This is a genomic window from Nonomuraea sp. NPDC049141 (assembly GCF_040648415.1).
Lineage (GTDB): Bacteria > Actinomycetota > Actinomycetes > Streptosporangiales > Streptosporangiaceae > Nonomuraea.
In genome coordinates this window covers 392,242-417,281 of the sequence record NZ_JBEZDR010000009.1, presented here as the reverse complement: position 1 = coordinate 417,281, position 25,040 = coordinate 392,242, and the positions used below count along the sequence as shown (strand labels likewise).

Annotated in this window: 21 protein-coding genes and 1 pseudogene; 6 read left to right on the top strand and 16 right to left on the bottom strand. The window is 70.5% G+C overall.

The annotated features are described in order from the left end of the window. Nucleotides 1-14: 14 nt before the first annotated feature. The 13 genes from AB0B91_RS28630 to pgsA all read right to left on the bottom strand — a co-directional run bounded on the left by AB0B91_RS28630 (nucleotide 15) and on the right by pgsA (nucleotide 13,849). A complete protein-coding gene (locus tag AB0B91_RS28630; protein WP_358325839.1) occupies nucleotides 15-1,172 on the bottom strand; it encodes a GNAT family N-acetyltransferase in 1,158 nt (385 codons plus the stop codon). A gap of 11 nt (nucleotides 1,173-1,183) precedes the next feature. After that, nucleotides 1,184-2,818, bottom strand: coding sequence for a hypothetical protein (locus AB0B91_RS28625; protein ID WP_358325836.1), 1,635 nt, complete (start codon nucleotides 2,816-2,818; stop codon nucleotides 1,184-1,186). A gap of 41 nt (nucleotides 2,819-2,859) precedes the next feature. Continuing rightward, nucleotides 2,860-3,612: a YebC/PmpR family DNA-binding transcriptional regulator gene (locus AB0B91_RS28620; protein ID WP_358325834.1), complete on the bottom strand. Its 753-nt coding sequence runs from the start codon at nucleotides 3,610-3,612 to the stop codon at nucleotides 2,860-2,862. Between the two features lie 3 nt (nucleotides 3,613-3,615). Next, on the bottom strand, nucleotides 3,616-4,194 hold the full coding sequence (gene pdxT / locus AB0B91_RS28615) for a pyridoxal 5'-phosphate synthase glutaminase subunit PdxT (protein ID WP_358325831.1): 579 nt from the start codon (nucleotides 4,192-4,194) through the stop codon (nucleotides 3,616-3,618). 77 nt (nucleotides 4,195-4,271) lie between these two features. Further along, entirely contained in the window at nucleotides 4,272-5,438 is a 1,167-nt protein-coding gene (locus AB0B91_RS28610; protein ID WP_358325828.1) for an MFS transporter, read from the bottom strand. Nucleotides 5,439-5,481: 43 nt separating this feature from the next. Continuing rightward, on the bottom strand, nucleotides 5,482-5,904 hold the full coding sequence (locus AB0B91_RS28605) for a MarR family transcriptional regulator (protein WP_358325825.1): 423 nt from the start codon (nucleotides 5,902-5,904) through the stop codon (nucleotides 5,482-5,484). 99 nt (nucleotides 5,905-6,003) lie between these two features. Next, on the bottom strand, nucleotides 6,004-7,686 hold the full coding sequence (locus AB0B91_RS28600; RefSeq protein WP_358325822.1) for an alkaline phosphatase D family protein: 1,683 nt from the start codon (nucleotides 7,684-7,686) through the stop codon (nucleotides 6,004-6,006). A gap of 845 nt (nucleotides 7,687-8,531) precedes the next feature. Beyond that, nucleotides 8,532-9,452 carry a pyridoxal 5'-phosphate synthase lyase subunit PdxS gene (gene pdxS / locus AB0B91_RS28595; protein WP_358325819.1) on the bottom strand — a complete coding sequence of 307 codons (921 nt, stop codon included), beginning with the start codon at nucleotides 9,450-9,452 and terminating at the stop codon, nucleotides 8,532-8,534. A gap of 108 nt (nucleotides 9,453-9,560) precedes the next feature. After that, nucleotides 9,561-10,568: a DUF3048 domain-containing protein gene (locus tag AB0B91_RS28590; protein WP_358325816.1), complete on the bottom strand. Its 1,008-nt coding sequence runs from the start codon at nucleotides 10,566-10,568 to the stop codon at nucleotides 9,561-9,563. 77 nt (nucleotides 10,569-10,645) lie between these two features. Then, nucleotides 10,646-11,188: a hypothetical protein gene (locus tag AB0B91_RS28585; RefSeq protein WP_358325813.1), complete on the bottom strand. Its 543-nt coding sequence runs from the start codon at nucleotides 11,186-11,188 to the stop codon at nucleotides 10,646-10,648. After that, complete coding sequence (locus AB0B91_RS28580; protein ID WP_358325810.1) at nucleotides 11,185-12,315, bottom strand: glycosyltransferase family 4 protein; 1,131 nt, start codon at nucleotides 12,313-12,315, stop codon at nucleotides 11,185-11,187. Before AB0B91_RS28580 ends, AB0B91_RS28585 begins: the two co-directional genes overlap by 4 nt. Continuing rightward, a complete protein-coding gene (locus AB0B91_RS28575; RefSeq protein WP_358325807.1) occupies nucleotides 12,312-13,220 on the bottom strand; it encodes a phosphatidylinositol mannoside acyltransferase in 909 nt (302 codons plus the stop codon). The genes AB0B91_RS28580 and AB0B91_RS28575 overlap by 4 nt, the downstream gene beginning before the upstream one ends. Then, a complete protein-coding gene (gene pgsA / locus AB0B91_RS28570) occupies nucleotides 13,217-13,849 on the bottom strand; it encodes a phosphatidylinositol phosphate synthase (RefSeq protein WP_358325804.1) in 633 nt (210 codons plus the stop codon). The genes AB0B91_RS28575 and pgsA overlap by 4 nt, the downstream gene beginning before the upstream one ends. Nucleotides 13,850-13,994: 145 nt before the next feature. Between pgsA and AB0B91_RS28565 the strand changes: the two genes are divergently transcribed. The 3 genes from AB0B91_RS28565 (at nucleotide 13,995) to AB0B91_RS28555 (ending at nucleotide 19,989) form a co-directional block, all read left to right on the top strand. Beyond that, nucleotides 13,995-16,133 carry an elongation factor G-like protein EF-G2 gene (locus tag AB0B91_RS28565; protein ID WP_358325801.1) on the top strand — a complete coding sequence of 713 codons (2,139 nt, stop codon included), beginning with the start codon at nucleotides 13,995-13,997 and terminating at the stop codon, nucleotides 16,131-16,133. Nucleotides 16,134-16,261: 128 nt separating this feature from the next. After that, entirely contained in the window at nucleotides 16,262-17,848 is a 1,587-nt protein-coding gene (locus AB0B91_RS28560) for a family 10 glycosylhydrolase (protein WP_358325798.1), read from the top strand. A gap of 95 nt (nucleotides 17,849-17,943) precedes the next feature. Further along, nucleotides 17,944-19,989: a hypothetical protein gene (locus AB0B91_RS28555; protein WP_358325795.1), complete on the top strand. Its 2,046-nt coding sequence runs from the start codon at nucleotides 17,944-17,946 to the stop codon at nucleotides 19,987-19,989. Here the strand turns inward: AB0B91_RS28555 and AB0B91_RS28550 are convergent. Continuing rightward, nucleotides 19,945-20,475: an HIT domain-containing protein gene (locus tag AB0B91_RS28550; protein WP_358325792.1), complete on the bottom strand. Its 531-nt coding sequence runs from the start codon at nucleotides 20,473-20,475 to the stop codon at nucleotides 19,945-19,947. The genes AB0B91_RS28555 and AB0B91_RS28550 overlap by 45 nt on opposite strands. A gap of 221 nt (nucleotides 20,476-20,696) precedes the next feature. On the opposite strand from AB0B91_RS28550, the pseudogene AB0B91_RS28545 reads away from it, so the two are divergent. Continuing rightward, a pseudogene (locus tag AB0B91_RS28545) lies at nucleotides 20,697-20,867 on the top strand (helix-turn-helix domain-containing protein); the annotation flags it as partial. A gap of 122 nt (nucleotides 20,868-20,989) precedes the next feature. Here the strand turns inward: AB0B91_RS28545 and AB0B91_RS28540 are convergent. Beyond that, nucleotides 20,990-21,421 (bottom strand): MarR family transcriptional regulator, encoded by a 432-nt coding sequence (locus AB0B91_RS28540; RefSeq protein WP_358325789.1) that lies wholly within the window; start codon nucleotides 21,419-21,421, stop codon nucleotides 20,990-20,992. 79 nt (nucleotides 21,422-21,500) lie between these two features. On the opposite strand from AB0B91_RS28540, the gene AB0B91_RS28535 reads away from it, so the two are divergent. After that, nucleotides 21,501-22,298 (top strand): SDR family oxidoreductase, encoded by a 798-nt coding sequence (locus tag AB0B91_RS28535; protein ID WP_358325786.1) that lies wholly within the window; start codon nucleotides 21,501-21,503, stop codon nucleotides 22,296-22,298. A gap of 1,086 nt (nucleotides 22,299-23,384) precedes the next feature. Next, nucleotides 23,385-23,774 (top strand): Asp23/Gls24 family envelope stress response protein, encoded by a 390-nt coding sequence (locus tag AB0B91_RS28530; RefSeq protein WP_358325783.1) that lies wholly within the window; start codon nucleotides 23,385-23,387, stop codon nucleotides 23,772-23,774. A gap of 202 nt (nucleotides 23,775-23,976) precedes the next feature. Here the strand turns inward: AB0B91_RS28530 and AB0B91_RS28525 are convergent, their stop codons facing one another. Next, nucleotides 23,977-24,927: an LLM class flavin-dependent oxidoreductase gene (locus AB0B91_RS28525; RefSeq protein ID WP_358325780.1), complete on the bottom strand. Its 951-nt coding sequence runs from the start codon at nucleotides 24,925-24,927 to the stop codon at nucleotides 23,977-23,979. Between the last annotated feature and the right edge of the window lie 113 nt (nucleotides 24,928-25,040).

Below are 25,040 nucleotides of genomic sequence, written 5' to 3'. Positions count from 1 at the left end.
CGGGGGCGGGTCTGTCAGAAGTAGTCCAGCATGTACGGCTTGGCGGCGAAGGCGGTGTCGAGCAGCTCGTCGTACCGCTCGTGCCCGGACATGAGGCCACTGCGGCGCAGCGTGGCCGCCGGGATCCCGGCGTACAGCGCGGAGAAGCCGTTGATCGACAGCACCGGCCCGGACTCCGCCGAGTCCCCGAGCGGGGTGGCGGCCCCGGCGCCGCCGGAGAACTCCAGCCGCCAGCGCCCCATGTTGCCCGGCCGCAGCCGGTCGGCCACCTCGACGACCGCGTCGCCGGCGACGACGGCCGGATATCCCCTGCGCTCCACAGCCGCCCCCACGTCGAGCACGCGGGACATCCACCGCACCAGCTCGGCCTGCTCCGTCGACCGCTCGCGCAGCAGCCACAGCACCGGGTCGTCGGGCGCGACACTGGCGGTGACGTGCTCGGCCATCGACGAGGCGGAACCCACCAGCGACCACAAGGCCCTGGAGGTCTCCTCGGATCCGGCGACGAGGTTGTCGACCTCGATGTCCTGACCGTCCCAGCGGTAGACGACGTAGCCGTCCGGCGCCAGGTAGAGGAAGTCGTCCTCCGCCTCGAGCAGGCGGACCCACGTGCGCTCGTCCCACGAGACGGGCCCGGAGGCGCGCGCGGCGCCGTGTACCCGCCGCAGCACGGAGACCAGCTCCGCCGCGTCGCCGGGGCCCATCCTGCGCAGCTTGACCTCGCCGGACGACGGGATCGTACGCAGGGACTCGGCCCGGAGCTTGACGCGGTGCCGCGCTCCCGCGTGCTCGTAGCCGGCCGAGCGGTACAGGGGCGTGGTCGCCGGGTAGAGCGCGGACACGGCGTCGCCGAGGGCGACGGCCCGTTCCACGGTGGCCCGCATGAGCCGGCCGCCGACGCCCTTGCCGCGGTCCTCCGGATTGACGGTGACGGCCGCGACTCCGGCCATGGGCTGCGGCTTGCCGTGCCACCACTGGGTGAACGGGCGCAGCCGCGCGGCCGCGACGAGCCTGAGGCCGTCGAAGACGCCCACGTAGCGGCCCTCGGTCAGCGCGGGCAGCGCCGCCCTGCGCCAGCGCTCCCGTTCGGCGGCCGGGATCGGACCGAAGGCGCGTATACGCAGGTCGAGAACGGTGTCGAGGTCGTCGGAGGTCACATCACGGATATCCACGAACCCACAATTTACGCAGGCAGCGCGTCCTCCCGCGAACCGCCCACGGTGATGGCGAGCCGGTCGAGGTAGAGCAGCTGCGCGGCCACGACGCCGACCAGGGCGACGGCGACCACGGCCAGCGGCGTGGCCAGGCCGACGTCGGGCCCCGCCGAGGTGTAGCCGGTCGTCTGGGTGAGCAGCGTGACCGGCGCGGTGGCCAAGCCGGGCTCCTGGGCGACCAGCAGGGGCCAGGTGAGGTCATGGCCGTTCACCAGCGTGACGGCCAGGGCGAGGATGCCGGCCATCGGCAGTGAGGGCAGGACCACGCCGCTCAGGAAGTCCTTGTCGGTGCGCGCGGCCAGCCCCTTGCACAGCAGCGTCAGGATCAGCAGGGCGGGCACGCTGACCAGGATCGGCTGGATGAGGGCGACGAAGGAGTCGATCAGTCCCATGCTGCGGATGGTGCGCCAGTCGGCGACGCTCAGCGGGCCGATCCCGACGAACAGCCAGGGGGCGAAGGCGAGCAGCAGCCACTCGCTCCGACGGCCCAGGGGTCGCAGGCCGCCGATGCCGAGCGCGGCCAGGTAGGCGACGCCCACCGACACCAGCGCGCCGATGAGGGCGGGCGCCCAGGTGTTGACGACGGTACGCAGCCCGGACGGGGCCGCGGATCCCGCCTGGACGGGGGCGAACAGCGCCGACAACCACGGCCAGGTCAGGACGAGCCCGACGGCCGCGAAGACGACCAGCGCCACCACGCCGACGATCACCTTCGCACCGGCGCCGGGCCGGGCCGCATCGGGATTCCGCGCATCCTCGCGGGGCACGACCGTGATGCGCATGCCGCTCGCCGCCGCCACGCAGACCGCGGCGATCCCCAAGATGCCCAGGATCACCCCGATCACGGTCGCCACCGTGGCGCCCTGCCCGACCTTGACCGCCATGAACGTGTAGGTGTACTGGACGAGGCTCAGCGTCTGCGTGGACCCGTTGGGCCCGCCGTGCGTCATCGTCAGCCCGATCGAGAACGCCTGCAGCCCGGCGGCGACCATCGCCAGCGCGACGAGTGCCCCCACGGCGAGCATGGCCGCGGAGACGGTGCCGCCGCGCAGCGCGGGCAGGAACGCCATCGTCGCCAGCGCGCAGACCACGCCGAAGGTGGCGGCGGCGGTGATGAGCTGGAGCGTCAACGGTGCCGTGGCGGGGTCGCGCAGCCCTTCGGCCAGCGCGGCCAGGCCGGACGCGTCGGACCTCAGCCCGCTCATCCAGGAGATCGCCACGGCCACCGGGGAGAACGTCACCAGGGCGAGGGACAGCACGATCCGCCCGGCCCGCCTGGCCAGACCGCCCGACCGGTCGAGCGCCAGCGCGAGCAGCGGCCCCACCACCACGGCCACCAGCAGCGGCATGACCGCCAAGGAGAGCGTGAAGACCAGTGCCTTCCAGAACGCCCCCTCGCCCAGCACCTGGCCGAAGTTGGCGAACCCCACGTAGCTGGTCGGGCCGGTGATCCCGACCGACTGGAGGCTGAGCAGGATCGTCTGGACGGTGGGCAGGACCAAGGAGATCAGCGTGCCCAGCAGCGCCGGCAGAAGAAGCAGCCAGCCCAGGGCCGGAGACGCGAAGTCGGCAGAGGTCTCGGTAGGGGTACGGGGGGAGGTCACGACGCCCGACCTTACAGCGGACTCCGTTCAGGCGTGCACGCTCACGCCTCCAGCTTCTCCATGATCTCGTCGGAGACGTCGAAGTTGGCGAAGACGTTCTGCACGTCGTCGCTGTCCTCGAGCGCGTCGATGAGGCGGAAGACCTTCTTGGCGCCGTCCTCGTCGAGCGGCACGCTCAGCGTGGGCAGGAAGCTCGACTCGGCGGAGTCGTAGTCGATGCCCGCCTCCTGGAGCGCCTTGCGCACCGGCACCAGGTCGCCGGCCTCGGACACGACCTCGAAGGAGTCGCCCAGGTCGTTGACCTCCTCGGCGCCCGCCTCCAGCACCGCCGCCAGCACGTCGTCCTCGTCGACCCCGTCCTTGGGCACGAGCACGACGCCCTTGCGGTTGAACATGTAGGACACCGAGTTGGGGTCGGCCAGCGAGCCGCCGTTACGGGTGAGCGCGACGCGCACCTCGGAGGCCGCGCGGTTACGGTTGTCGGTGAGGCACTCGATGAGCACCGCGACGCCGCCGGGCGCGTAGCCCTCGTACATGATGGTCTGCCAGTCGGCGCCGCCCGCCTCCAGGCCGCCTCCGCGCTTGCGGGCCCGTTCGATGTTGTCGTTGGGCACGGAGTTCTTCTTGGCCTTGAAGATGGCGTCGAAGAGCGTCGGGTTGGCGTCCGGATCGGGGCCGCCGGTCCTGGCCGCCACCTCGATGTTCTTGATGAGCTTCGCGAACAGCTTGCCGCGCTTGGCGTCGAGCGCGGCCTTCTTGTGCTTCGTCGTCGCCCATTTGGAGTGGCCGGACATTACCTAGAGCTCCCTCAGCATGTCTACGAAGTAACGGTGCACGCGCGTGTCACCCGTCAGCTCAGGGTGAAACGAGGTTGCGAGCAGCGGCCCTTGGCGGACCGCGACGATCCTATCCCCAGGCTCGGCGATGCCCAGCACTTCGACGTCCGTGCCGACCGATTCGACCCATGGGGCGCGGATGAAGATGGCGTGCACCGGCTCGCCGGCGAAGTCGAGATCGGCCTCGAAGGAGTCGACCTGGCGGCCGAACGCGTTGCGCCTGACGACCATGTCGATGCCGCCGATGGTCTGCTGACCGTCGACGCCGTCCTCGATCCGGTCGGCCAGCATGATCATGCCGGCGCAGGAGCCGTACGCGGGCATGCCCTCCTTGATCCGCATCCGCAGCGGGTCGAGCAGGTCGAAGGTGTCGGCCAGCTTCCACATCGTGGTCGACTCACCACCGGGGATGACCAGGCCGTCGACCGCGTCCAGCTCGGCGGGCCGGCGCACGGCGATGGCCGACGCGCCGGCCTCCTGGAGCATGCGCACATGCTCGCGCACACTTCCCTGGAGAGCGAGTACACCGATCGTGGGCACGGTGAATCCTTCCGTCCGGATGCGGGTTTCGGACAATTCAACACCAGGACGGCCTCGGATCTTCCTACGGGGCGCGATCAGCCGACCGCGGCGGCCTCCTGGACGGCGATGCCGTCCACGCGGGCCAGGGCGCTGAGGTGGTGGCGCCGGGCGTACAGGATGCCCATGCCGACCAGGCAGCAGAGGGCGCCGACCGCGTACGGCACCGGGGCGCCGAGCTCCTCGCCCAGCTTGGTGGCGATGAACGGGGCCAGCGCGCCGCCCATCCAGCGGACGAAGTTGTATCCGGCGGAGGCGACGGGCCTGGGCGCGTCGGAGACCTCCATGGCCGACTCGGTGAAGACGGTGTTGTTCAGACCGATCGGGATGCCGGACAGGATCGTGCAGACGATGATCCCGGCGTGTCCCGACACGGCGATGCCGACCTGGAGGACGGCCAGCAGGCCCAGCGCGAGGTGCAGGACGTTCACCGAGCCGATCCGGCGCTGCAGCGGCGGCGCGGCGAACACCGAGGCGAGCGCCACGCACACGCCCCAGCCGAAGAACACCGCGCCGATGCCGTAGGCGGTCATGTGCAGGATGAACGGGGTGAAGGCGAGGATCGTGAAGAAGGCGAAGTTGTAGAACAGCGCGGTGAAGGCCGTGGTGGACAGGCCGCCGTGGGCCAGGGCCCGGATGGGCGCGCTGAGCTTGGTCCTGACGGCGGGCTTGGGCGTCGTCTTCAGCAGCGTGGCGATCAGCACGAAGCCGATGGCCATCAGGGTGGCGGTGCCGAAGAAGGGGGCTCGCCAGTTCCAGTCGCCGAGCAGCGCTCCGGCCAGCGGTCCGGCGGAGATGCCCAGGCCGAGCGCGGCCTCGTACAGGATGATGGCCGCGGCACCGCCGCCGCTGGCCGCGCCGACGATGACGGCGAGCGCGGTGGCCACGAACAGCGCGTTGCCCAGGCCCCAGCCCGCGCGGAAGCCGACGAGCTCGGCGACGCTGGTGGAGGTGCCCGAGAGCGCGGCGAACACGATCACCAGGGTGAGCCCGGCCAGCAGCGTGCGCTTGCCGCCGATGCGGCTGGAGACCCAGCCGGTCAGCAGCATGGCGACGGCGGTCACCAGGAAGTAGCTGGTGAACAGCAGCGACACCTGGCTGGGCGTGGCCTTCAGACCTTGGGCGATGGACGGCAGGATGGGGTCGACGAGGCCGATGCCCATGAACGCGACCACCGCGGCGAAGGCGGTGGCCCAGACGGACATCGGCTGACGAAGGATTCCGCCACCGGACGACATAGTGCTCCTTTCACGTGCGGCCCAGCTTCGCCAGTGCCGGCAAAGCGACCGCCAGGGCGGCTCGCTCCTCATCGGTGAGCGCCGCCAGTTCGCGGCTGAGGTGGGCGATCCTGGCCTGGCGCACGGCCAGCAGCCGGACGCGGCCCTCGTCCGTGAGCTCGACCGTCCTGACGCGGGCGTCGGCGCGGTCGGAGCCCCTGGCCACCAGCCCGGCGTCCTCCAGACGGTTGATCTGCACGGTCATGGTGGGCAGTTGCACGGCGTGCTCCTCGGCCAGCTCCGTCATCCGGCGCGGGCCGGGCTCCAGGGAGCCGAGGACGGCGTACTGCTGGCTGGTGACCGGCTGGCCCGCCACCGTGCGCCTGAGCAGCAGGACCAGGTGGCGGAGCACCGCGGAGACCTGTTCGGCCAGCTCGGCGGGATCGTCGCTCATGATACTTAGCCTAACTAACTTAGTCTGGCTAATATTCCGAATGCGAAAAAGGCGGCGCCCCTACGGACGCCGCCTTTGCGGGCGTTATCTTTGCGGGGGTTACGGGCGTTCGGTCTCCAGGCGGACGGTCTCGTCCACCGTGACGCGCCGTGCGAGCACGGACGGGTCGAGCGGGCGCAGGTACGTCTGCTGCACGCCGGGCACGCCGTCCTCGACCACGAACGTCGCCCTGGTGTACGCCTCCGCGCCGGGCTCGCGCAGGTGCGGCACCACCTTGAAGTCCGCGGTGATCGCGTCACGCTCGATCTTCGTCAGCACGTAGCCGCGCTGGTTGTTGTAGAACTTCAGGTGCGGGTTGATGGCCAGGAACGGGTGCGTGGCCGGGTCGGAGTCGGCGCCGTCGCCGCCGGTGGAGATCGAGCTGGCCACCAGCTCGGAGCCCACCGTCGGGCCGGTCGGGTCGTCGTAGTTCAGCTTGAGGTCGCTGGCCCAGTGCGCGTGCACGTCGCCGGTCAGCACGACCGGGTTGCGCACCTTGGCGTCGACCCAGCCCTGCGTAATCCGCTGGCGCGAGGCGACGTAGCCGTCCCAGGCGTCCATGCTGGTGACCTTCGCCGGGCCGGCGTTGTTGTCACGCTGGGCGAAGAACACCTGCTGGCCGATGATGTCCCACTGGGCGCGCGACTTGTGGAAGCCGTCGACCAGCCATTCCTCCTGGGCGGCCCCGGTGATCGACCTGCTGGGGTCGACGGCGGCCGGGCAGTCCTTGTAGCCGTCGCCGCAGCCCTGGTCGTCGCGGTACTGCCGGGTGTCGAGCATGTGGAAGCTGGCCATCCGGCCCCAGCGCACCCGCCGATAGAGCTGCATGTCGATGCCGCGCGGGATGGAGGTGCGGCGCAGCGGCATGTTCTCGTAGTAGGCCCGGAAGGCCGCCTCGCGGCGCTGCAGGAAGGTCGGCTGGTCCTCGGCGTGCTCCGGGATCTCGTCCGCCCAGTTGTTGTCCACCTCGTGGTCGTCGAAGACGACCAGCCAGGGGGCGGCGGCGTGGGCGGCCTGCAGGTCGGCGTCGGCCTTGTACTGGGCGTGACGCTGGCGGTAGTTGGCCAGCGTGACGGTCTCGGGACCCTCGTGGTTACGTACGTTGCCGCCGGGGATGTTGTAGGTGTTCTTGGTGTATTCGTACTGGTAGTCGCCCAGGTGAAGGATCAGGTCCGGGTGCTCCTCGGCCAGCCTGCGGTACGAGGTGAAGTAGCCGTGCTCGTACTGGGCGCAGGAGACGAACGCCATCGACAGGGCGCCGCCGTACGACAGGGGGTGCGGGGCGGTCTTGGCCCGGCCGACGGGCGAGATGTACGGGCCGACGCGGAAGCGGTACCAGTACTCACGGTCGGAGCCGAGATGGTCGGCCTCGACGTGGATGGTGTGACCCCATTCGGGAGCGGCCACGGCGACGCCGCTACGGACCACCCGGCGGCACCTCTCGTCGGAGTAGATCTGCCACAGCACGGGGAACGGCCGCTGCGGCATACCGCCGAAACCGTCCTCGGCCAGCGGCTGCTGGGCCAGGCGGGTCCAGAGCACGAAGCCCTCGTGGTCCGGGTCGCCGCTGGCGACGCCGAGCGTGAACGGGTCGGTCGTCAGGCCGCGCGAGGCCAGGCTCTGAGCGGTCTCGGCGGCGGGGTCCTTGACGGGATCGGCGTTCGCGGTGGTGGCCGGGATGGCCGCGGCGGCGCCCGCGGTTAACCCGGCGACGAGGAAGTGGCGGCGGTTGAGCTTGGACAAGGGGGGCTCCCGGGGAGGTCGGCGAGGGGACGTCTCGTAACCTGACGGAGGATCATGACGCCCCGGTGAACACCACCTAACACGAAAAAGACGACATCCTTCACGGATATCGCCCCATACGGAAATTTCCGCCGCCCCGGCGACGCGCCCGGCTTCCTAGATCATCTCACCCCACACCCCTACGGCCTGCGACGACGCGCCGGAGCAGGCGCGCGTCGCCGCAGAGGACGCGCCCGGCGTGACCGCGCCGGGCCGCCCAAAGACAGGGCAGGCGACGCGCAAGAGAAACGGGCGCGCCACGGACCTGCGCGCCACCGGCGGACGCCGCCCGCCTGCGGCACGCAAAGGCACGGGGACGCATCGCACGCGATGGCTCCACGCGAGGCACGGATATCGCCCCTTGCGACGCATGAACCCCACAGAGCGCGTCGCCCGCGACCGCGGCAAAGGCCGTGCGCGACACGCACGGCATGGGCGCGCCTGTCCGTCTGCGCGCAACAGACAGGCGGACGCCGCCCACCTGCGGTACGCAAAAGGTGCAGGGACACATCGCGCGACGGCAGGCAAAGGCGCCGCGCGACACGCAGAGCATGGGCGCGCCTGCGCGCAAGCGGCGCCATCTGCGCGCCTGAGATGGGCGGAGGCCGTACACCTACGGCACGCAAGAGCACCGGGACGCATCGCACGGCGCCGCAGGCGCGGGTGCCCGCCTGCGGCACGAGACCCGAAGGTCGCGCCAGACGTGCACCCCCTTCAGGGGGCCTGCCGTCAGAGCAGCGCGCCGTCAGACGCGCCCCCCGTCAGAGGGGCGCGCCGTCGCTCAAGCCAAGAGCCAGGAGGCCCTGTTACCAGCCGCGCTCGGCGAGGCGGTGCGGCTGCGGGATGTCGTCGACGTTGATGCCGACCATCGCCTCGCCCAGCCCGCGCGAGACCTTGGCGATGACGTCGGGGTCGTCGTAGAACGTCGTGGCCTTGACGATGGCCGCCGCGCGCTTGGCCGGGTCGCCCGACTTGAAGATGCCGGAGCCGACGAACACGCCCTCGGCGCCGAGCTGCATCATCATCGCCGCGTCGGCCGGGGTGGCGATGCCGCCCGCGGTGAACAGCACGACGGGCAGCTTGCCGCTGCGGGCCACCTCGGCGACCAGCTCGTACGGCGCCTGCAGCTCCTTGGCGGCGACGTACAGCTCGTCCTCGGGCAGCGAGGTGAGCCGCTTGAGCTCGCCGCGGATCGTCCGCATGTGGGTGACCGCGTTGGACACGTCGCCGGTGCCGGCCTCGCCCTTGGAGCGGATCATGGCCGCGCCCTCGGTGATGCGGCGCAGGGCCTCGCCCAGGTTCGTCGCACCGCACACGAAGGGCACGGTGAACTGCCACTTGTCGATGTGGTTGGCGTAGTCGGCCGGGGTCAGGACCTCGGACTCGTCGACGTAGTCGACGCCCAGGGCCTGCAGCACGCGGGCCTCGGTGAAGTGGCCGATGCGGGCCTTGGCCATGACCGGGATCGACACCGCGGCGATGATGCCGTCGATCATGTCGGGGTCGCTCATCCGGGAAACGCCGCCCTGCGCGCGGATGTCGGCGGGCACGCGCTCCAGGGCCATCACGGCGACGGCGCCGGCGTCTTCGGCGATCTTCGCCTGCTCGGGGGTGACGACGTCCATGATGACGCCGCCCTTGAGCATCTCGGCCATGCCGCGCTTGACGCGCGCAGTTCCGGTGACGGGGGTGTTTTCGGGCGTGCTGGACACGACGGTCTTCCTCACAAAGGCGAACGGTAAGTTATCAAGCCCATGGTAGGTCCTGAAGACCTCTCTCCTGACACACCACGATGTCAGGATTTATCAAGGCTCTTGTACATCTAGGTGGGCTTTTCATGGGATAACGGGCTTGCGGCTGGCGAGCGCGACCCAGACCTGGCCGGGCGCGAAGTTCATCGGCTCGCCACTCTCCGTGGTGAACGTCGTACCGCTCTCCTCGGATTTCCGCTCCCACTTCGCCTTGTACGCCTTGCCGTCGCGCAGCACCACCGCCGTGCCCTTGCCGACGCTGTGCACCAGGGGCGTGTAGCTCTGGTTCTTGTCGTGGAACTGGGAGCGCTCGGTCTTGGTGTACTGGACGACGATCGTGGGCGCGCCGAGCTGGCCGCCCTCCGCCGCCATGTCCTTCTTGCCGTCCTGCCAGATCAGCCACTTCTTGTCCGCCTCGGACCAGCCGAAGGTGAAGCGCGCGGCGGGCCACTTGACGGTGTACGACTTCTTGTCCACGCCGCCGTCGGCCGGGGCGTCGCCGAAGGTGAAGCCGATGTCCTTGGCCTTGTCGGCGCCCGGCGCCCGCGACAGCAGCTTCTTGGTGGTGGCGAACAGGTTGTACGGGGCGAAGCGGCCCGGCTGGCGGAAGAAGGCGCCCGGGTTGCGGGTGTCGCCGACGTCGTACAGCGAGGCCTTGGCCATGAACGGCAGCATCAGCGACTGCACGCCCGAGTAGGCGAACGCGGGCTTGCCGAACTGCGGCACGATGTGCAGGTCGGAGATGCGGGCGCTGCGCACGGGCCCCACCTTGGCCGGCAGCTTCGAGGAGAAGACGGCCATCAGTCGGGTCAGACCGGCCTCGACCTGCTCGACGTAGACGATGTCCGCGCTCTTGAGCCCGAGCTGGGGCTTGCCGGCCGCGGTGTTCTCGATCTTCACGGCGAGCACCGGCTTGGCGCCACCCTCCATCGGCAGTCCGGTGAAGGGATGGGTCTTGCCCGCCTCCTCCGTAGGCTCCTCGGTCGGGGAAGCCGTGGCCGCCTGCGGCGCCTTGCCCGCGGCGGGCTCGTCCGACGAGCAGGCCGCGACCGGCAGCAGGACAGCCGCCCCGGCCAGCGTCACGGTAATCATCCGAGGTAGCCGCACCTGTGTACTCCTCCGCATGGGCCCAGAAACGGAAGAAGCCTACCGGCGCTCTCCAAATCAGGTCATTCAGTTGCCATAGTCGCGGGCGGATTGTCATCAATCTCGAAGAATTGCGGGTATTCGGTGTGCCCGGCCAGGCGAAGGACTCTGGCGAGCCAGCGGCGCTGGGCCGTACGCGTGACTCCCACGGCGCTGTTGTAGAAGCGGCGCGAGTAGACGACCTTGGCCACGGCCGCGCCGAGCTCTTCGAGCAGGGCCTGGCCGCCGGGCGACTCCGACAGCTTCTCGGTGAAGCGCTCCTGGTCGACGACGGCGCGCAGCGCGCCCGACAGGTCGCTCTCGGCGTGCTCGCGATCTTCGGGCCCGGCCATCCTGGCCTCGTGCGCCGCCGCGGCCAGCACCAGCGAGGTCGCCGGATCGAGCAGCCGGGAGCCGGCCAGCTCCAGCACGACGGCCCTGCGCCGCATGAGCGCGGCGTCGAGCGCCTCGCGGGCCAGCTCCAGCCGGATGTGCATCCGGTCGAGCCGGCCCGCCCGCCACGAGATGTAGACGGCCGTGAGCACCACGACGAGGCCCGCGATCAGCACGATCATGGTCGGGGTCACAGGTCTTCCTCCACGCCGCCCGCACCGCTGGACGTCACCGTCTCGTAGACCCGGACCACGTCACGGGCGACCGTCGACCAGTCGTACTTGCCGACCGCGACCAGCGCCTCCTCGGCCAGCTTGGCGCGGCGCTCCGGGGCGTCGAGCAGCGCGGCCGCCTCGCGGGCCAGCGAGGCGGGGTCGCCGTTGGTGAACAGCGCGCCCGCCTGGCCCTCGCCCAGCACCCTGCGGAAGGCGGGGATGTCGCTGGCCAGCACGGTCGCCCCGGAGGCCATCGCCTCGGCCAGCACGATGCCGAAGCTCTCACCCCGGGTGTTGGGCGCGCAGAACACGTCGACCGAGTGGTAGGCGCGGATCTTGTCGGCCTCGCTCACCTGGCCGAGCACGGTGACCCGGTCGTGCAGCGCCTTGGGCACCCGGTCGTAGACGTCCTTGGCGTCGCCCGGCCCGGCGATGAGCAGCTTGAGCCCCGGACGTTCGGCCGCCAGCGGCTTGAAGGCGTCCAGCAGGATCGGCAGGCCCTTGCGCTCCTCGTCCATCCGGCCGAGGAAGCCGAGCGTGGCGCCGTCGGGCCCCCACCCGTCGAGCGGCTCCGCGCGCGCGTAGCGGCTGACGGTGACGCCGTTGGGGATCAGCACGGTGTCGCCGCCGAACTGCTCGACCAGGCTCTTGCGGGCCGCGTCGGAGACCGCGATGCGGCCGCTGAGCTTCTCCAGCGCGCTGCGCAGCAGCGGCTCGGCCACCGCGATGGCCCGCGAGCGCGTCCAGGAGGCGTGGAAGGTGGCCACGATCGGCCCCTTGGCCGCCCAGCAGGCCAGCACGCCCAGGCTCGGCACCAGCGGCTCGTGGATGTGCAGCACGTCGAAGCCGCCGTCACGCACCCAGCGCCGCACCCGGGCCGCCGAGATGAAGCCGAACGACATCCTGGCCACCGACCCGTTGTACGGCACCGGGATGGCCCGGCCCGCACCCGTCACATACGGCGGGAGCTCCTCGTCGTCGGCGGCCGGCGCGATGACCGAGACGTCGTGCTCCTGCGCGATCAGTGCCTGGGCCAGGTCGTCGATGTGCTGTTTGACCCCGCCGGGCATGTCCCAGGAATAGGGGCAGACGATGCCGACCTTCATCTGGCCAGGTCCTCCAGCCAGAGCCGCTGCAGCATGTGCCAGTCCTCCGGGTGCTCGGAGATGCCCTTCTCGAAGACGTCCGTCAGGCGCTGCGCCACGATGGCGACCTTCTCCTGCCTGGTGCCCTCCTCGGGCACGGGGATCTCCTCGTGGATGTCGATCCCCCAGTCGTCACCGTGGAAGTAGACGGTGGCGGGCAGCAGCGCCGCCCCGGTCTGCACGGCCAGCAGCGGCGGCCCCGCGGGCACCTTGGTGGCCGAGCCGAAGAAGCGCACCTCGATGCCGCTCTTGGTCAGGTCGCGCTCGGCCGGCAGGCAGACGACGCCGCCCCGCCGTACGCGCGTGGCGAGGGTGCCGAAGTTGTGGCCGTCACCGCCCGTGAGCGGCAGCACCTCCATGCCCAGCCCCTCGCGGAAGGCGACGTAGCGGCGGAACAGCGACTCGGGCTTGAGCCGCTCCGCGACGGTGGCGAACGGATGGCCCACGCCCACCAGCCACGCGCCGGCCTGGTCCCAGTTGCCCATGTGCGGCAGCGCCAGCACCACCCCGCGCCCGGCGGCCACCGTGTCGTGGATGTGCTCGGCGCCGGTCACGTGCGTGCGGCGGACGATGTCCTCGCGGCGCATCGACGGCAGCCGGAACACCTCGTGGAAGTAGCGGAAGTAGGAGCGCATACCCGCCCTGCTCAGCTCGCGTATCTCGCGGCTGCCGGGATCGAGCCCGGTCACCCTGGCCAGGTTGGACTCCAGGCGGCGTACGGACCGGCCGCGCCTGCGCCACACCCGGTCGGCCAGGAGGTTGAAGGCCCCCGCGGTCGCGCGCTGGGGCAGCAGCGGGACCAGTTTCCAGCCGGCCGCGAACCCCGCGGCGACGACGCGATCGGTGACGGACGTCTTCTGGCTCATCGCTCCCCAGCCTGCCTCGTCTGCCCATGAACGTGGACCACTCGCTGCACCACCGTGATCGCGCCGGCGATCGCCAGCAGCCACATCCCGGCGGGGAGAATGTACGGCACGCCGAGCCCGGCGAAGAAGGTGGCCACCAGCGCGACGACCAGGCGCTCCGGCCGCTCGGCCAGCCCCACGTCGCAGGTGAGCCCGAGCCCCTCCGCCCTGGCCTTGGCGTAGGACACCAGGGCCCCGGCGACCAGGCCGGCCAGCGTCACCGCGGCCATCAGCGTGTCGTGCTTCGAGATGAAGTAAAGAATCAGCCCGCAGAAGATGGCGGCGTCGGCCACCCGGTCGAGTGTCGAGTCGAGGAACGCGCCCCAGGTGCTGCCCCCCTTGCCGCCGAGCCGGGCCACCAGGCCGTCGAGCAGGTCGAACAGCACGAACACCGTGATCAGCAGGGCACCCCACGACAACTGGCCCAGAGGCAGGAAGAGCAGGGCGCAGACGACGGTGCCGATCGTGCCGATCGCCGTGACGACGTTCGGGCCGATCCCGCGGGCGGCCAGTGCCCTGCCCAGCGGGGTGAGTATCCGGGTCATGGCCGGGCGCAGGAGTTTCAGCATCGCCGTCTGATCGTAGGCCATTAACGAGCCGACGACTTTCTTTGCCCCATCCCCCTTGTGATATTCGCCACAGGGGTATTTGGTGAACACACCGCGTCCATGCGGTTTCTGTCCCCTCGCTCGGGCGCGGCGTTGGCAACCTCAACCGACGACGCGGGAGGCGAATGTGGCAGAGAAGAACCCTGGCCAAGCCATGGGAGCCGCGGGCAGGGCACCAGCGGCCGACAGGGCGGATGCGATACGCAATGTCGTGCTGGTCGGCCACTCAGGAGCGGGTAAGACAACCCTCGTCGAGCAGCTGCTGGCCGCGACCGGCACGATCCAGCGGGCCGGCCGTGTGGAGGACGGCAACACGGTCAGCGACTTCGACGAGGTGGAGGTGCGGCAGCAGCGCTCGGTGAACCTGTCGCTCGCGCCGCTGGTGCACAACAGCATCAAAATCAATCTTCTGGACACCCCCGGTTACGCCGACTTCGTGGGCGACCTGCGCGCCGGGCTGCGCGCGGCCGACGCCGCCCTCTTCGTCGTGTCGGCCTCGGAGGGCATCGACGGGCTCACCCAGATGCTGTGGGAGGAGTGCAGCCAGGTCGGCATGCCCAGGGCCGTCGTGATCACCAAGATCGACCACCAGCGGGCCGACTTCGACGAGGTCCTCGCCACCTGCCAGGACATCTTCGGCGACGGCGTGGCCCCCCTCTACCTGCCGGTGATCACCAACGGGCACGTGAACGGCCTGATCGGGCTGCTGTCGCAGAAGTTCTACAACTACGCCACGGGCACGCGCACCGAGAAGGAACCGGGTACCGAGTACCAGTCGCAGATCGAGGAGCACCGCGGTGTCCTGATCGAGGGCATCATCCAGGAGAGCGAAGACGAGTCGCTCATGGAGCGCTACCTGGAGGGCGAGCCGATCGACACCAAGGTCCTCATCGAGGACCTCGAGAAGGCCGTCGCGCGGGGCAGCTTCTTCCCCGTGCTCTGCAGCGGCATCGGCGTGGGCGCCCAAGAGGTGCTCGAACTCATGACGCAGGGCTTCCCCTCCCCGCTCGAACACCCGATGCCGGAGATCACCTCCCTGGACGGCAAACCCGTCAAGGGCATCACCTGCGACCCCGACGGCCCGCTGGTCGCCGAGGTCGTCAAGACCACCAGCGACCCGTACGTGGGCCGCATCAGCCTGGTGCGCATCTTCTCCGGCTCCCTGCGTCCCGACATGACCGTGCACGTGTCCGGGCACGGCCTGGCCGAGCGCGGGCACGAGGACCACGACGTGGACGAGCGCATCGGGACGCTCACCTGCCCGCTGGGCAAGCAGCAGCGCGGCGCCGCCAAGGGCGTGGCGGGCGACATCATCGCGGTGGCCAAGCTCTCCCGGGCCGAGACGGGCGACACGCTGTCGGAGGTGGACAGACCCCTGCTCATGACGGCATGGGAGACGCCCGAGCCGCTGCTCCCCGTCGCCATCCAGGCCAAGTCCAAGGCCGACGAGGACAAGCTGTCGCAGGCGCTGGGCCGCCTGGTGGCCGAGGATCCGACGCTCCGGCTGGAGAACAACGCCGAGACCCGGCAGCTCGTTCTCTGGTGCATGGGCGAGGCCCACACCGACGTGCTGCTCGACCGGCTGTCCAAGCGGCACGGCGTCGAGGTCGAGCGCGTCGACCTGCGGGTGCCGCTGCGCGAGACGTTCGGCGGCAGGTGCCAGGCGATGGGCCGCAACGTCAAGCAGACGGGCGGTCACGGCCAGTTCGCGATCTGCCATCTGGAAGTGGAGCCCCTGCCCTCCGGCGGGGGTTTCGAGTTCGTGGACAAGATCGTCGGCGGCGTGGTGCCCAGGCAGTTCATCCCGTCGGTCGAGAAGGGCGTGCGGGCCCAGATGGAGCGGGGCGTGGTCGCCGGCTACCCGATGGTGGACGTGCGCGTCACGCTGTACGACGGCAAGGCGCACTCGGTCGACTCCTCCGACATGGCCTTCCAGATCGCCGGGCAGCTGGCGCTCAAGGAGGCCGCGTCGAAAGTGTCGACGCTGCTGCTGGAGCCGGTCGACGAGCTGTCGGTGCTGGTGGCCGACGACTACGTGGGCTCGGTGATGTCTGATCTGTCGTCGCGGCGCGGCCGGGTGCTCGGCACCGAGCCGGTGGGCACGGGACGTACCCTGGTCAAGGCGGAGGTGCCCGAGCTGGAGATCACCCGCTACGCGATCGACCTGCGGTCCATGTCGCACGGCACCGGCACCTTCCAGCGCTCGTTCCTGCGCTACGAGCCGCTGCCGACGCACGTGGCCGACAAGGTCGCCACCGGCGACTGACGGCCGGTCCGGGCCGGGAGGAGCGCCGCCCCTCCCGGCCCAGCCGTCACTTTCAGCACACGAACATCACGAATCGATTTCTTTTTTTTGACCTAAGCACGTCAGAGGCAATGCCAAACTGAAGCATCATGCGAACCGGACGCCCTCTTATAGCCGCTGCCGCCCTCGCCACCGTCACAGCCGGCGCCGCCTACCTCTTCGGCCCGGGACCCAAGGAGACGCCCGCGGCGACCGCCTCGGCCTCGACCGGCTCGTCCGGCACGGAGACGGCGAGCTCCGCGCGGGCGAAGACCGCCTGCACCGCCGACGCCCGCTACCCCAAGCGCCAGTTGCGCGGCGTCTGGATCGCCACGGTCAAGAACATCGACTGGCCCTCGCGCACCGGCCTTCCCGTGGCCAAGCAGCAGGCCGAGTACGTCAAGTTGCTCGACGCCGCCGTCAAGCGCCGCTTCAACGCGGTCTTCGTACAGGTGCGGCCGGCCTCCGACGCGCTCTACAGGTCCTCGATCGAGCCGTGGACGCAGTATCTGACCGGCACACCCGGCAAGGACCCGGGCTGGGACCCGCTGCCGTTCCTCATCGACGAGGCCCACAAGCGCGGCCTGGAGTTCCACGCCTGGTTCAACCCCTATCGCGCCGCCTATGACGCCGACACGGCCAAACTGCCCGCCGGCCACCCGGCCCGCCAGCACCCCGGCTGGACCGTCAAGTACGACGGCCGTCTCTACTACAACCCCGGCCTGCCGCAGGTCCGCGAGCACGTCACCAAGGTCGTCACCGACGTGGTGCGGCGTTACGACATCGACGGGGTGCACTTCGACGACTACTTCTATCCGTATCCGGGCGAGGGCGGCGTTTTCCACGACGCGGCTGCCTTTACAAAGTACGGCGACGGCGCGAAGCTGGCCGACTGGCGGCGCGGCAACGTCGACAAGCTGATCGCCCAGGTCGACGCGGCCGTGCACGCGACCAAGAAGTACGTCAAGTTCGGGGTGAGCCCGTTCGGCATCTGGCGCAACAAGTCGGACGATCCGACGGGCTCCAGCACCTCTGGCATGTCGGCCTATGACTCGATTTATGCGGATGCGCGGCATTGGATCAAGTCGGGCACGGTCGACTACATCATGCCGCAGCTCTACTGGTCGCGCGGCTTCCGGCTGGCCGACTACCGGGCCCTGGTGCCCTGGTGGAACAACGAGGTCAAGGGCACCGGCGTCGACCTCTACATCGGCCAGGCCCTCTACCGGGTGGGCACCACGGACGACAAGGCCTGGACCAAGCCGGGCGAGCTGGCCGCCCATCTGACGTACAACCGCGACTACAAGCAGGTCGACGGCGATGTCTTCTTCAGCGCCGCCCAACTGCTCAGCAACCCGCTGAGCGCCATCGACCGCCTGGCCGACGACCACTACGGCCGCCCGGCGCTGCTGCCGCTCATCAAGGACCGCGGCGGCGTCGCCCCGGCCAAGCCCGCCGGGGCCAAGGCGGCCGGCGCCGTCATCTCGTGGAAGGCGAGTCAGGGCGCCCGCTCGTACGCGGTCTACCAGGTCCCGAAGTCGGGCCAGGACTGCCAGGCCACCGACGCCCGCAATCTCGTGGCCGTCGTCACATCACCCACTTTCACCACGAAGACCCCAGGCACCTATCTGGTGACTTCCCTCGACCGCCTCCAGAACGAGAGCGAGCCCGCCAAGGTGACGGTCGCCCCGGTCTGAGAGGCTGGTGCCGAACGGTCTCGACACCCACGGCGAGGTGAGACGATGCTGCGGACGGTAGCCGTAGATCGTAGGGGGACATTCCCGTGAGGCGCGTGCTGGTCGTGTTGGCGACTCTCCTGCTGGTAGGGGGGTTCGCCCAAGCGGGGCAGGCCGAGGACGGCGGCGGGCGCGTGGCGCTCATCGGCGTGCCGGGGCTCCACTGGAACGACATCACTCCGAACGACACGCCCAACCTGTGGCGGCTCGCCGGTGCCAGCGCGATCGGATCACTGTCCGTACGCACGGTCGGCGGCCTGACCTGCCCCTATGACGGGTGGCTCACCGTGTCGGCGGGCACCAGGTCGGCCGCCGGCTACAGCTGCGGCGCGCCCCCGACGCCGGAGGCGCGCGGCGACGGCGCCGTCATCCCCGACTACCGCTACCTCATCGACGTGGCGGGCCAGCGCAACGCGGGCACCCTCGGCGAGGCCCTGAAGGCCGCGGGCAAGTGCTCGGTCGCGGTCGGCCCCGGCGCCGCGCTGGCGCTGGCCGACCGCAACGGCGCCGTGTCCCGCTACCTCGCCTCTCCCGATCAGGTCCCGGCCGCCGACCTGGCGCGGTGCCCGATGGTGGCGGTGGAGGTCGACGACCTGATCCGCCCCTACCTGGCCACCGGCACGCTGCCGCGCGTGCCCGACCAGCTCGGTGCGCGCGAGCGCCGCGACGCGCTGCGCCAGGCCGACGCGAAGACGGGCGCGCTGCTGGCGGCCCTGCCCGCCGACGCGACCGTCATCCTGGCCGGCCTGTCGGACCACGGCTCCGTGCCGCACCTGCGGGTCGCGATGCTGCGCCAGCCGGGCGCCCAGGGCCACCTGCTGGGGGCCGCCTCCACGCACCGCGACGACATCTCGATCCTGCCCGACCTGACCGCCACCGCGCTGACCACGGCGGGCGTTCCGGTGCCCGACACGGTCGTGGGCGTGCCGCTCCAGGTGGGCGCGCAGGGCGCGACGATCGACCGGCTGCGCCGCGCCGACGCCACCGCCCAGACGATCCGCTCGGTCAAGGGCATCTACTTCACCGTCATTGCCGTGCTGCAGGTCCTGTTCTACCTGATCGCGTTCCTGCTGCTGCGCCGCCGCAAGGGCCTGCCGTGGGTACGCCTGGCGGCGGTCGCCCTGGCATCACTGCCCGTCTCCAGCTACCTGGTCAACCTACTGCCCTGGTCCACCCTGCTCGGCCTGCTCGGCGGCGTACTCGGCTGGGTGGCGGCCATCACCCTCCTGGCCTGCGCGGGGCCGTGGCGGCGCGCACCGCTCGGCCCGCTCGCGGTCGTGGCGGGCATCACCGCGCTCACCCTCGCCGGCGACCTGCTGACCGGCACGACCCTGCAGCTCAACAGCATCATGGGCTACAGCGCCGAGGTGGGCGCCCGCTACTACGGCCTGGGCAACATCCCGTTCGCGCTGCTGGCCACCGGCACGCTGCTGGCCACCACGACCATCGCCCACCGTTTCCCGGGCAAGGTGGGCGTGGCGGCGGTGGCGGTGCTGGGGGCGTTCGCGATGGTGCTCGGCGGCTCGGGCATGGGCAGCGACTTCGGCGGCGTCATCGCGTTCGTGCCGGGCATCGCGGTGACCGCGCTGATCCTGGCGGGCAAGCGGGTGTCGATCGTCAAGCTGGGGGCGTTCTGCGTGGCGGGGGCGGTGATCGTGATGACGTTCGCGGTCGTCAACTACCTGCAGCCGCCCGACAAGCAGACCCACCTGGGCCGGTTCGTCGGCCAGGTGCTCACCGGCGAGGCGTTCGACGTCATCCTGCGCAAGCTCAACGCCATGCTCCACACACTGCTCAGCCCCAACCTGATGCCGATCGTGATCGCCGCCGTCGCGTTCCTCGTCTACGCGATCCTGCGCCCCGAACAGGCCTCCGCCGGAGTGGTGCCCGCCGCCTTCACCCACTCCCCCGCGCTGCGGGCCGGCCTGATCGGCACCCTCGTCAGCGGCGTGATCGGCATGCTGGTCAACGACTCGGGCGCGGCCGTGCTCTCGATGGCCCTGGCCCTGGCGATCCCGCTGCTGCTGTCGGCGGGCATCGCCGCGCTGCCGGGGCCGTCAGTCCCACGCGTCGGCGAGCAACTCGCGGGTGTCACGAAGTAGCTGCGGCAACACCTTGGTCTGCGCGACGACCGGCATGAAGTTGGTGTCGCCGCCCCACCTCGGCACCACGTGCTGGTGCAGGTGCGCGGCGATGCCCGCGCCCGCGACCTGGCCGAGGTTCATGCCCACGTTGAACCCCTGGGCGCCGCTCGCCTTGCGCAGCGCGCGCACCGCCCGCTGCGTGAACTCCGCCAGCTCCAGCAACTCCGCGCCATCGAGACAGTCGTAGTCTGGTACGTGCCGATAGGGCACGATCATGAGGTGGCCGGAGTTGTAGGGGTAGAGGTTGAGCACCGCGTACACGACCTCGCCCCTGGCCACGACCAGCCCATCCTCGTCGCTCATCTTGGGAATGGCGTCAAACGGACACCCGTCCTCGGCGCCCGTCCCGGTCGGCTTGCCCTCACCCTTGATGTAGGCCATGCGATGCGGAGTCCACAGACGCTGGAAGTTATCGGGTGCCCCGGCCCCTGCCTGATCGTGCATATCTAGCAGCATAGGGCCCCAGGTCCGGGGACAAACGGCCCAGGCTTCCGGCACAATCGTCAACTTGACCCGGCCCTGAAGGACCGGGCTTGGAGGTAGGGCACCACTGGCTGTGGTGTGGCCTCTTCCGTCCAGACCACCTAGTGGGATGACCACGAACGTTCACCGGGTCGAGTGAGGTGGCGATCCTGGGATGCGCGGTGTCGAGTTGATCGGTCACATCGATCCGGGTACGCCGGGCGATGATCATCATGGCGTCGGCGTCCGGGACGCCCACTCCGACGATCGCACGGCTGGTCGCGGCGCATGAAGACACCGTGCGGGATGTGATCCATGCCTTCAACGAGATCGGGCTGACCTGCTTGGACCCTCGGTGGGCGGGAGGCCGTCCAGCATCGTTGGGGTCGACCCCGCCACAAAGCCGCGCGACCAAACCCGGCCAACGTTCGTGGTCATCCCGCTAGGTTGCCCGCCGAACCCCCTTGGCGTCACGTTTTTCCCTGAGGGAACGCGTTCAGGGCCTCGGGCTGTCTGCCGAGTTCTGGATCTTGGTGAGCAGTTCGGCCAGCCGCCGACGCTCGGCGGAGCTGAGGCGGAGCACCGGCGAGGTGGCCGTGATCCGGTCCATGAGCTTGTGCCAGACCTCGACGCCGCGTTCGGTGAGGGCCAGCACCCGGACCCGGCCGTCGGAGGGGTGTGGGCGTCGTTCGACCAGGCCCGCCTTCTCCAGCTTGGCACTCATGAGCGTGACGTTCGACGGGTCGCACAGGAGGCGGCGGGCGAGTTCGCGCATGGGCACGGGTGGCAGGGCCGGGTTCAGCGCCCACAGCATGCCGGCCTGGGAGCCGCTCAGCTCGAACTCCGCCAGCGTCGCGGTCGCCTCCGCCCTGGCCGTGTCGGCGACGTCGAAGAGTTGAGTGAGTAGTTCGGGAAGGGCCGGTTCCATGGCTCCATGGTAGGCGGTGTTCCTTGAGAAAGTCGTTGAGCACCTCAAGCGTATGCTTGAATATCTCAATGAGTTTCTCATGGAAGGAAAACTGATCATGCATGACCTGTCCCACCTCACCGGCCGGACGGCCCTGGTCACCGGCGCCTCCACCGGCATCGGCGCGGCGTTCGCCCGGGAGCTGGCGCGACGCGGCGCCGACCTTGTCCTCGTGGCGCGCTCAGACGCCACGTTGAAGGTCATGGCCGAGTCCCTGACGGCCTCGTACGGCGTGCGGGTCACGGCCGTGCCGCTCGACCTGTCCGATCCGCACGCCTCCGCCCGGCTCTACGAACAAACCGGCGGCCAGGACATCGACTTCCTGGTGAACAACGCGGGGGTCTCGCACCGGGGCGACGCCGCCGAGGCCGACCCCGGGCGGCTCGCGGCGCTGGTGGACCTCAACGTCCAGGCCGTCATGGGCACCACACTGCGCTTCCTGCCGGGGATGCGGGCCCGGGGCCGCGGCGTGATCGTCAACGTGGCCAGCACCTCGGCCTTCATGCCCATCCCCTATTTGGCCGCCTACGCCGCCAGCAAGGCGTTCGTCCGCTCCTTCACGCAGGCGGTCAGCGCCGAGAACGCGGGCACCGGCGTACGCATCCTGGCCCTCTGCCCCGGCCTGACCGACACGCCCATGACCGCGGGGCCGAATATTGCCGGCGCCGGCAAGAAGCGCGCTCCCGAGCAGGTCGTCGCCACCGCGTTCCGAACGCTGGCCACCCGCAAGTCGTCCGTCGTGGACGGCGGCCGCAACGCGCTGCTCGCCCGGGTCTTCTCTCAGCGCCTCCCAGAGTCGTTCGTTCTGTCCGTTGGCCGCCGCCTGGCCCGTCCCTGAACAGCGTCCCGGAGGAAACTCGAGGCATCCATCGCCGGCACAACCGCTGGGCGAGTTCGACGGCGAGCCTGATCACGTGCACCTGCTGGTGCACTACCCGCCGCCACCCCCGTAAGTCGCCGTCACCGCACCGCTCGGCCCTTGACGGGCCTCCCGCGCTATCGTTTCCTCCCGAGCGTGAACGCCCGCTGTTCCACGACAGATCGCGCTGAACACCGCTCAGAGGAGGCCGCGATGACCGACGCGTTAGCCGACGACACCCCCAAACCGGGCACCACAGAATCCAGCAGCACGGGATACGGCGCCACAGAAGCCAACTCCACGGGATACGGCGACACCGGATCCAGCGCCACGGGATACAGCGACACCGGGACCGACACCGCAGAACGAGGCCCCGACACGTACGGCGTCGGCCCGGTCCGCGCCGCCGGCTCGGGCGGCTTCGGTCGCTCCGGCCGCGGGGTTCGCGGTGTCAGCGCCGACTCCAGCGGCGCCAGCGTCCGCGGAATCGGCGCCGGAGTCCCCGACATCGGCGCCGGCACCGCAGAGCCCAGCCCCAGCGGACCTGGCCTCTCTGCAACTGGCGCCGCTAGAACTGACCTCTCCGGATCTGGCACCACCGAATCTGGTCTCGCTGGCCATGTAGCTGCTGTATCTGGCTCCGCCGGATCTGAGGCCGCCAGATCCGGCCCCGCCTTCGGACCTGACCTCACCGGGCCTGGGCCCACTGGACTCGGCCTTTCCGACCCTGGGCCCACTGGACTCGGCCTTTCCGACCCTGGACCTAATGCATCTGCAGCCGCCAGCTCTGGACCCACTGGATCTGGCCTCTCTGACCCTGGGCCCAATGCATCTGCGGCCGCTGGCTCTGGGGCTCTTGGCTCTGAGGCCGCTGGCTCCGGGCCTACTGGACTCGGGCCCGCTGGGCTTGGCGGCGCCGCTGCGCCCGGCACCGCCGCGTCCACCGCCGTCGGATCCGGCGCCTCGCCGTACACCGGTGCCGCCCCCTACTCCGGTACCGCTCCGTACGGAGAGGCGGCCGCGCCGGCGTTCGCTGGAGAGCAGCCGTCTGCTGCCGCAGCCGTGGTGAAGGGCCGGATCAAGGTCGCGGACGAGGTGGTGGAGAAGGTGACCTTCCTCGCGGTGATGGAGGTGCCGGGCGTGGCGGACCTGGGCGGCGACCTCGCCCGAGCCTTCGAGTCGGTCCGCGACCGCATCGGCATCGGCTCCCGGCGCGGCACCCAGGGCATCAACGCCCAGATCCAGGACCGCCAGGTGGCGGTGAGCCTGACGATCGTGGTCGAGTACGGCCACGTGGTGATGGAGGTCGCCACCGCCGTCAAGACCAACGTGGCCCGCAGTGTCAGCCGCATGCTCGGCCTGCGGGTAACCGAGGTGAACGTCACGGTCGACGACGTCCGCCTCCCGGGCGAACCCCAACCCACCGCAGACCCCCCGGAACCAGACCCCTTCTGAACGGAGAGGAAACCCACGCAAGCCCCCGGGCCCCGGACGCGACGCCAGAGCACCGACCCGAAGCCAGGGGTCCGAACACCGGTCGGGCCGGGGCGGCGGGCCAACGGGCAGGGCGGGGTCGGGGTGGTGGCCCAACGGGCCGACCGCCTTCGCCGTCAGAGGTCTGGTCCCGAGCGTGGCGGCAGGGTGTCGCTGGGATGTGTCAGGACAGGGTGTCGGCCAGGCGGTGGATCTGGTCCGGGTCGGAAGCCCAGCAGTAGAGCATCAGCTCGTCGGCGCCGATGCCGGTGAACGCCGTGACGGCGTCCCGGATCCGGGCGGGTGTGGTGAGCAGGCCGTCCAGCATGTGCTCGGCACGGCCGGTGAACGCGTAATAGCCGCCCATCTCCTTCCGGGCCTCCGCGACCACCGCGTCCGGGCCGAGGGCGACGTTGACCTGGGCGACCAGCCGGGGACGGCCCTCGCGGCCGGCGAGCGCCCAGCGCTGTTCCACGTCGCGGAAGGCCGTGTCCATCCACCCGGGCCCCAGGCCCGCGCCGAGGAAGCCGTCACCCCATCGGGCGACACGCTCGAAGACGGCCGGGACGAAGCCGCCGAACAGCACCTCGGGGCCGCCTGGACGGGCGGGCGCGGGACCGATCGGACCGACTCCGACTCCAGCTCCGGCTCCGCCGCGGCCGCCGCCGTCGCCATCGCTGGCGCTGGCGCTGGCGCTGGCGCCGTCGCCATCGCCGTTGCTGGCGCTGGCGCTGGCGCCGTACGGCTCGCCGGACCAGGCGCGGCGCAGGAGGGCGAGCTGCTCGTCCAGGCGGCGCCCCCGCCGGTGGACGTCGGCGCCGGCCGCCAGGTAGTCGTCCTCGCGCCCGGCCGTGCCGATGCCGAGCGTGAACCGGCCACCGGACAGGCGGTCGAGCGTGGCGGCCTGCTTGGCCAGGACAGCGGTGTTGTGGAGGGGCGCGATCAGTACCTCGGTCTGGAGGCGGACGCGCGAGGTGGCGCCGGCCAGGACGGCGAGGGTGACCAGCGGCTCGGGGTTGTCGTAGACGAGCCGGTCGAGCAGGCCGAGCGCGCTGAAGGGGCCGGCGTCGGCGCGGCGGGCCCAGGTCAGCAGCTGCGCGGGGTCGTTGATGGGAAGGCCGAGACCTACGTTCATCGGGAGAACACTCCTTCGAAAGGGCATGCGAACAGTCGCACCGCCCCTCCGGGTCCTCACACGCGATGTGCGGGCCTGCTTCCGCTCTGCGGCATCTCTCTGGGAAGCGTGAT

Coding starts and splice junctions, on each gene's coding strand:
- AB0B91_RS28590 (WP_358325816.1), bottom strand. CDS start 10,568: ATGATTACCGTGACGCTGGCCGGGGCGGCTGTCCTGCTGCCGGTCGCG.
- AB0B91_RS28560 (WP_358325798.1), top strand. CDS start 16,262: ATGCGAACCGGACGCCCTCTTATAGCCGCTGCCGCCCTCGCCACCGTC.
- AB0B91_RS28605 (WP_358325825.1), bottom strand. CDS start 5,904: ATGAGCGACGATCCCGCCGAGCTGGCCGAACAGGTCTCCGCGGTGCTC.
- AB0B91_RS28540 (WP_358325789.1), bottom strand. CDS start 21,421: ATGGAACCGGCCCTTCCCGAACTACTCACTCAACTCTTCGACGTCGCC.
- AB0B91_RS28525 (WP_358325780.1), bottom strand. CDS start 24,927: ATGAACGTAGGTCTCGGCCTTCCCATCAACGACCCCGCGCAGCTGCTG.
- AB0B91_RS28580 (WP_358325810.1), bottom strand. CDS start 12,315: ATGAAGGTCGGCATCGTCTGCCCCTATTCCTGGGACATGCCCGGCGGG.
- AB0B91_RS28535 (WP_358325786.1), top strand. CDS start 21,501: ATGGAAGGAAAACTGATCATGCATGACCTGTCCCACCTCACCGGCCGG.
- AB0B91_RS28610 (WP_358325828.1), bottom strand. CDS start 5,438: ATGTCCGTCTGGGCCACCGCCTTCGCCGCGGTGGTCGCGTTCATGGGC.
- pgsA (WP_358325804.1), bottom strand. CDS start 13,849: ATGGCCTACGATCAGACGGCGATGCTGAAACTCCTGCGCCCGGCCATG.
- AB0B91_RS28550 (WP_358325792.1), bottom strand. CDS start 20,475: ATGCACGATCAGGCAGGGGCCGGGGCACCCGATAACTTCCAGCGTCTG.
- AB0B91_RS28575 (WP_358325807.1), bottom strand. CDS start 13,220: ATGAGCCAGAAGACGTCCGTCACCGATCGCGTCGTCGCCGCGGGGTTC.
- AB0B91_RS28620 (WP_358325834.1), bottom strand. CDS start 3,612: ATGTCCGGCCACTCCAAATGGGCGACGACGAAGCACAAGAAGGCCGCG.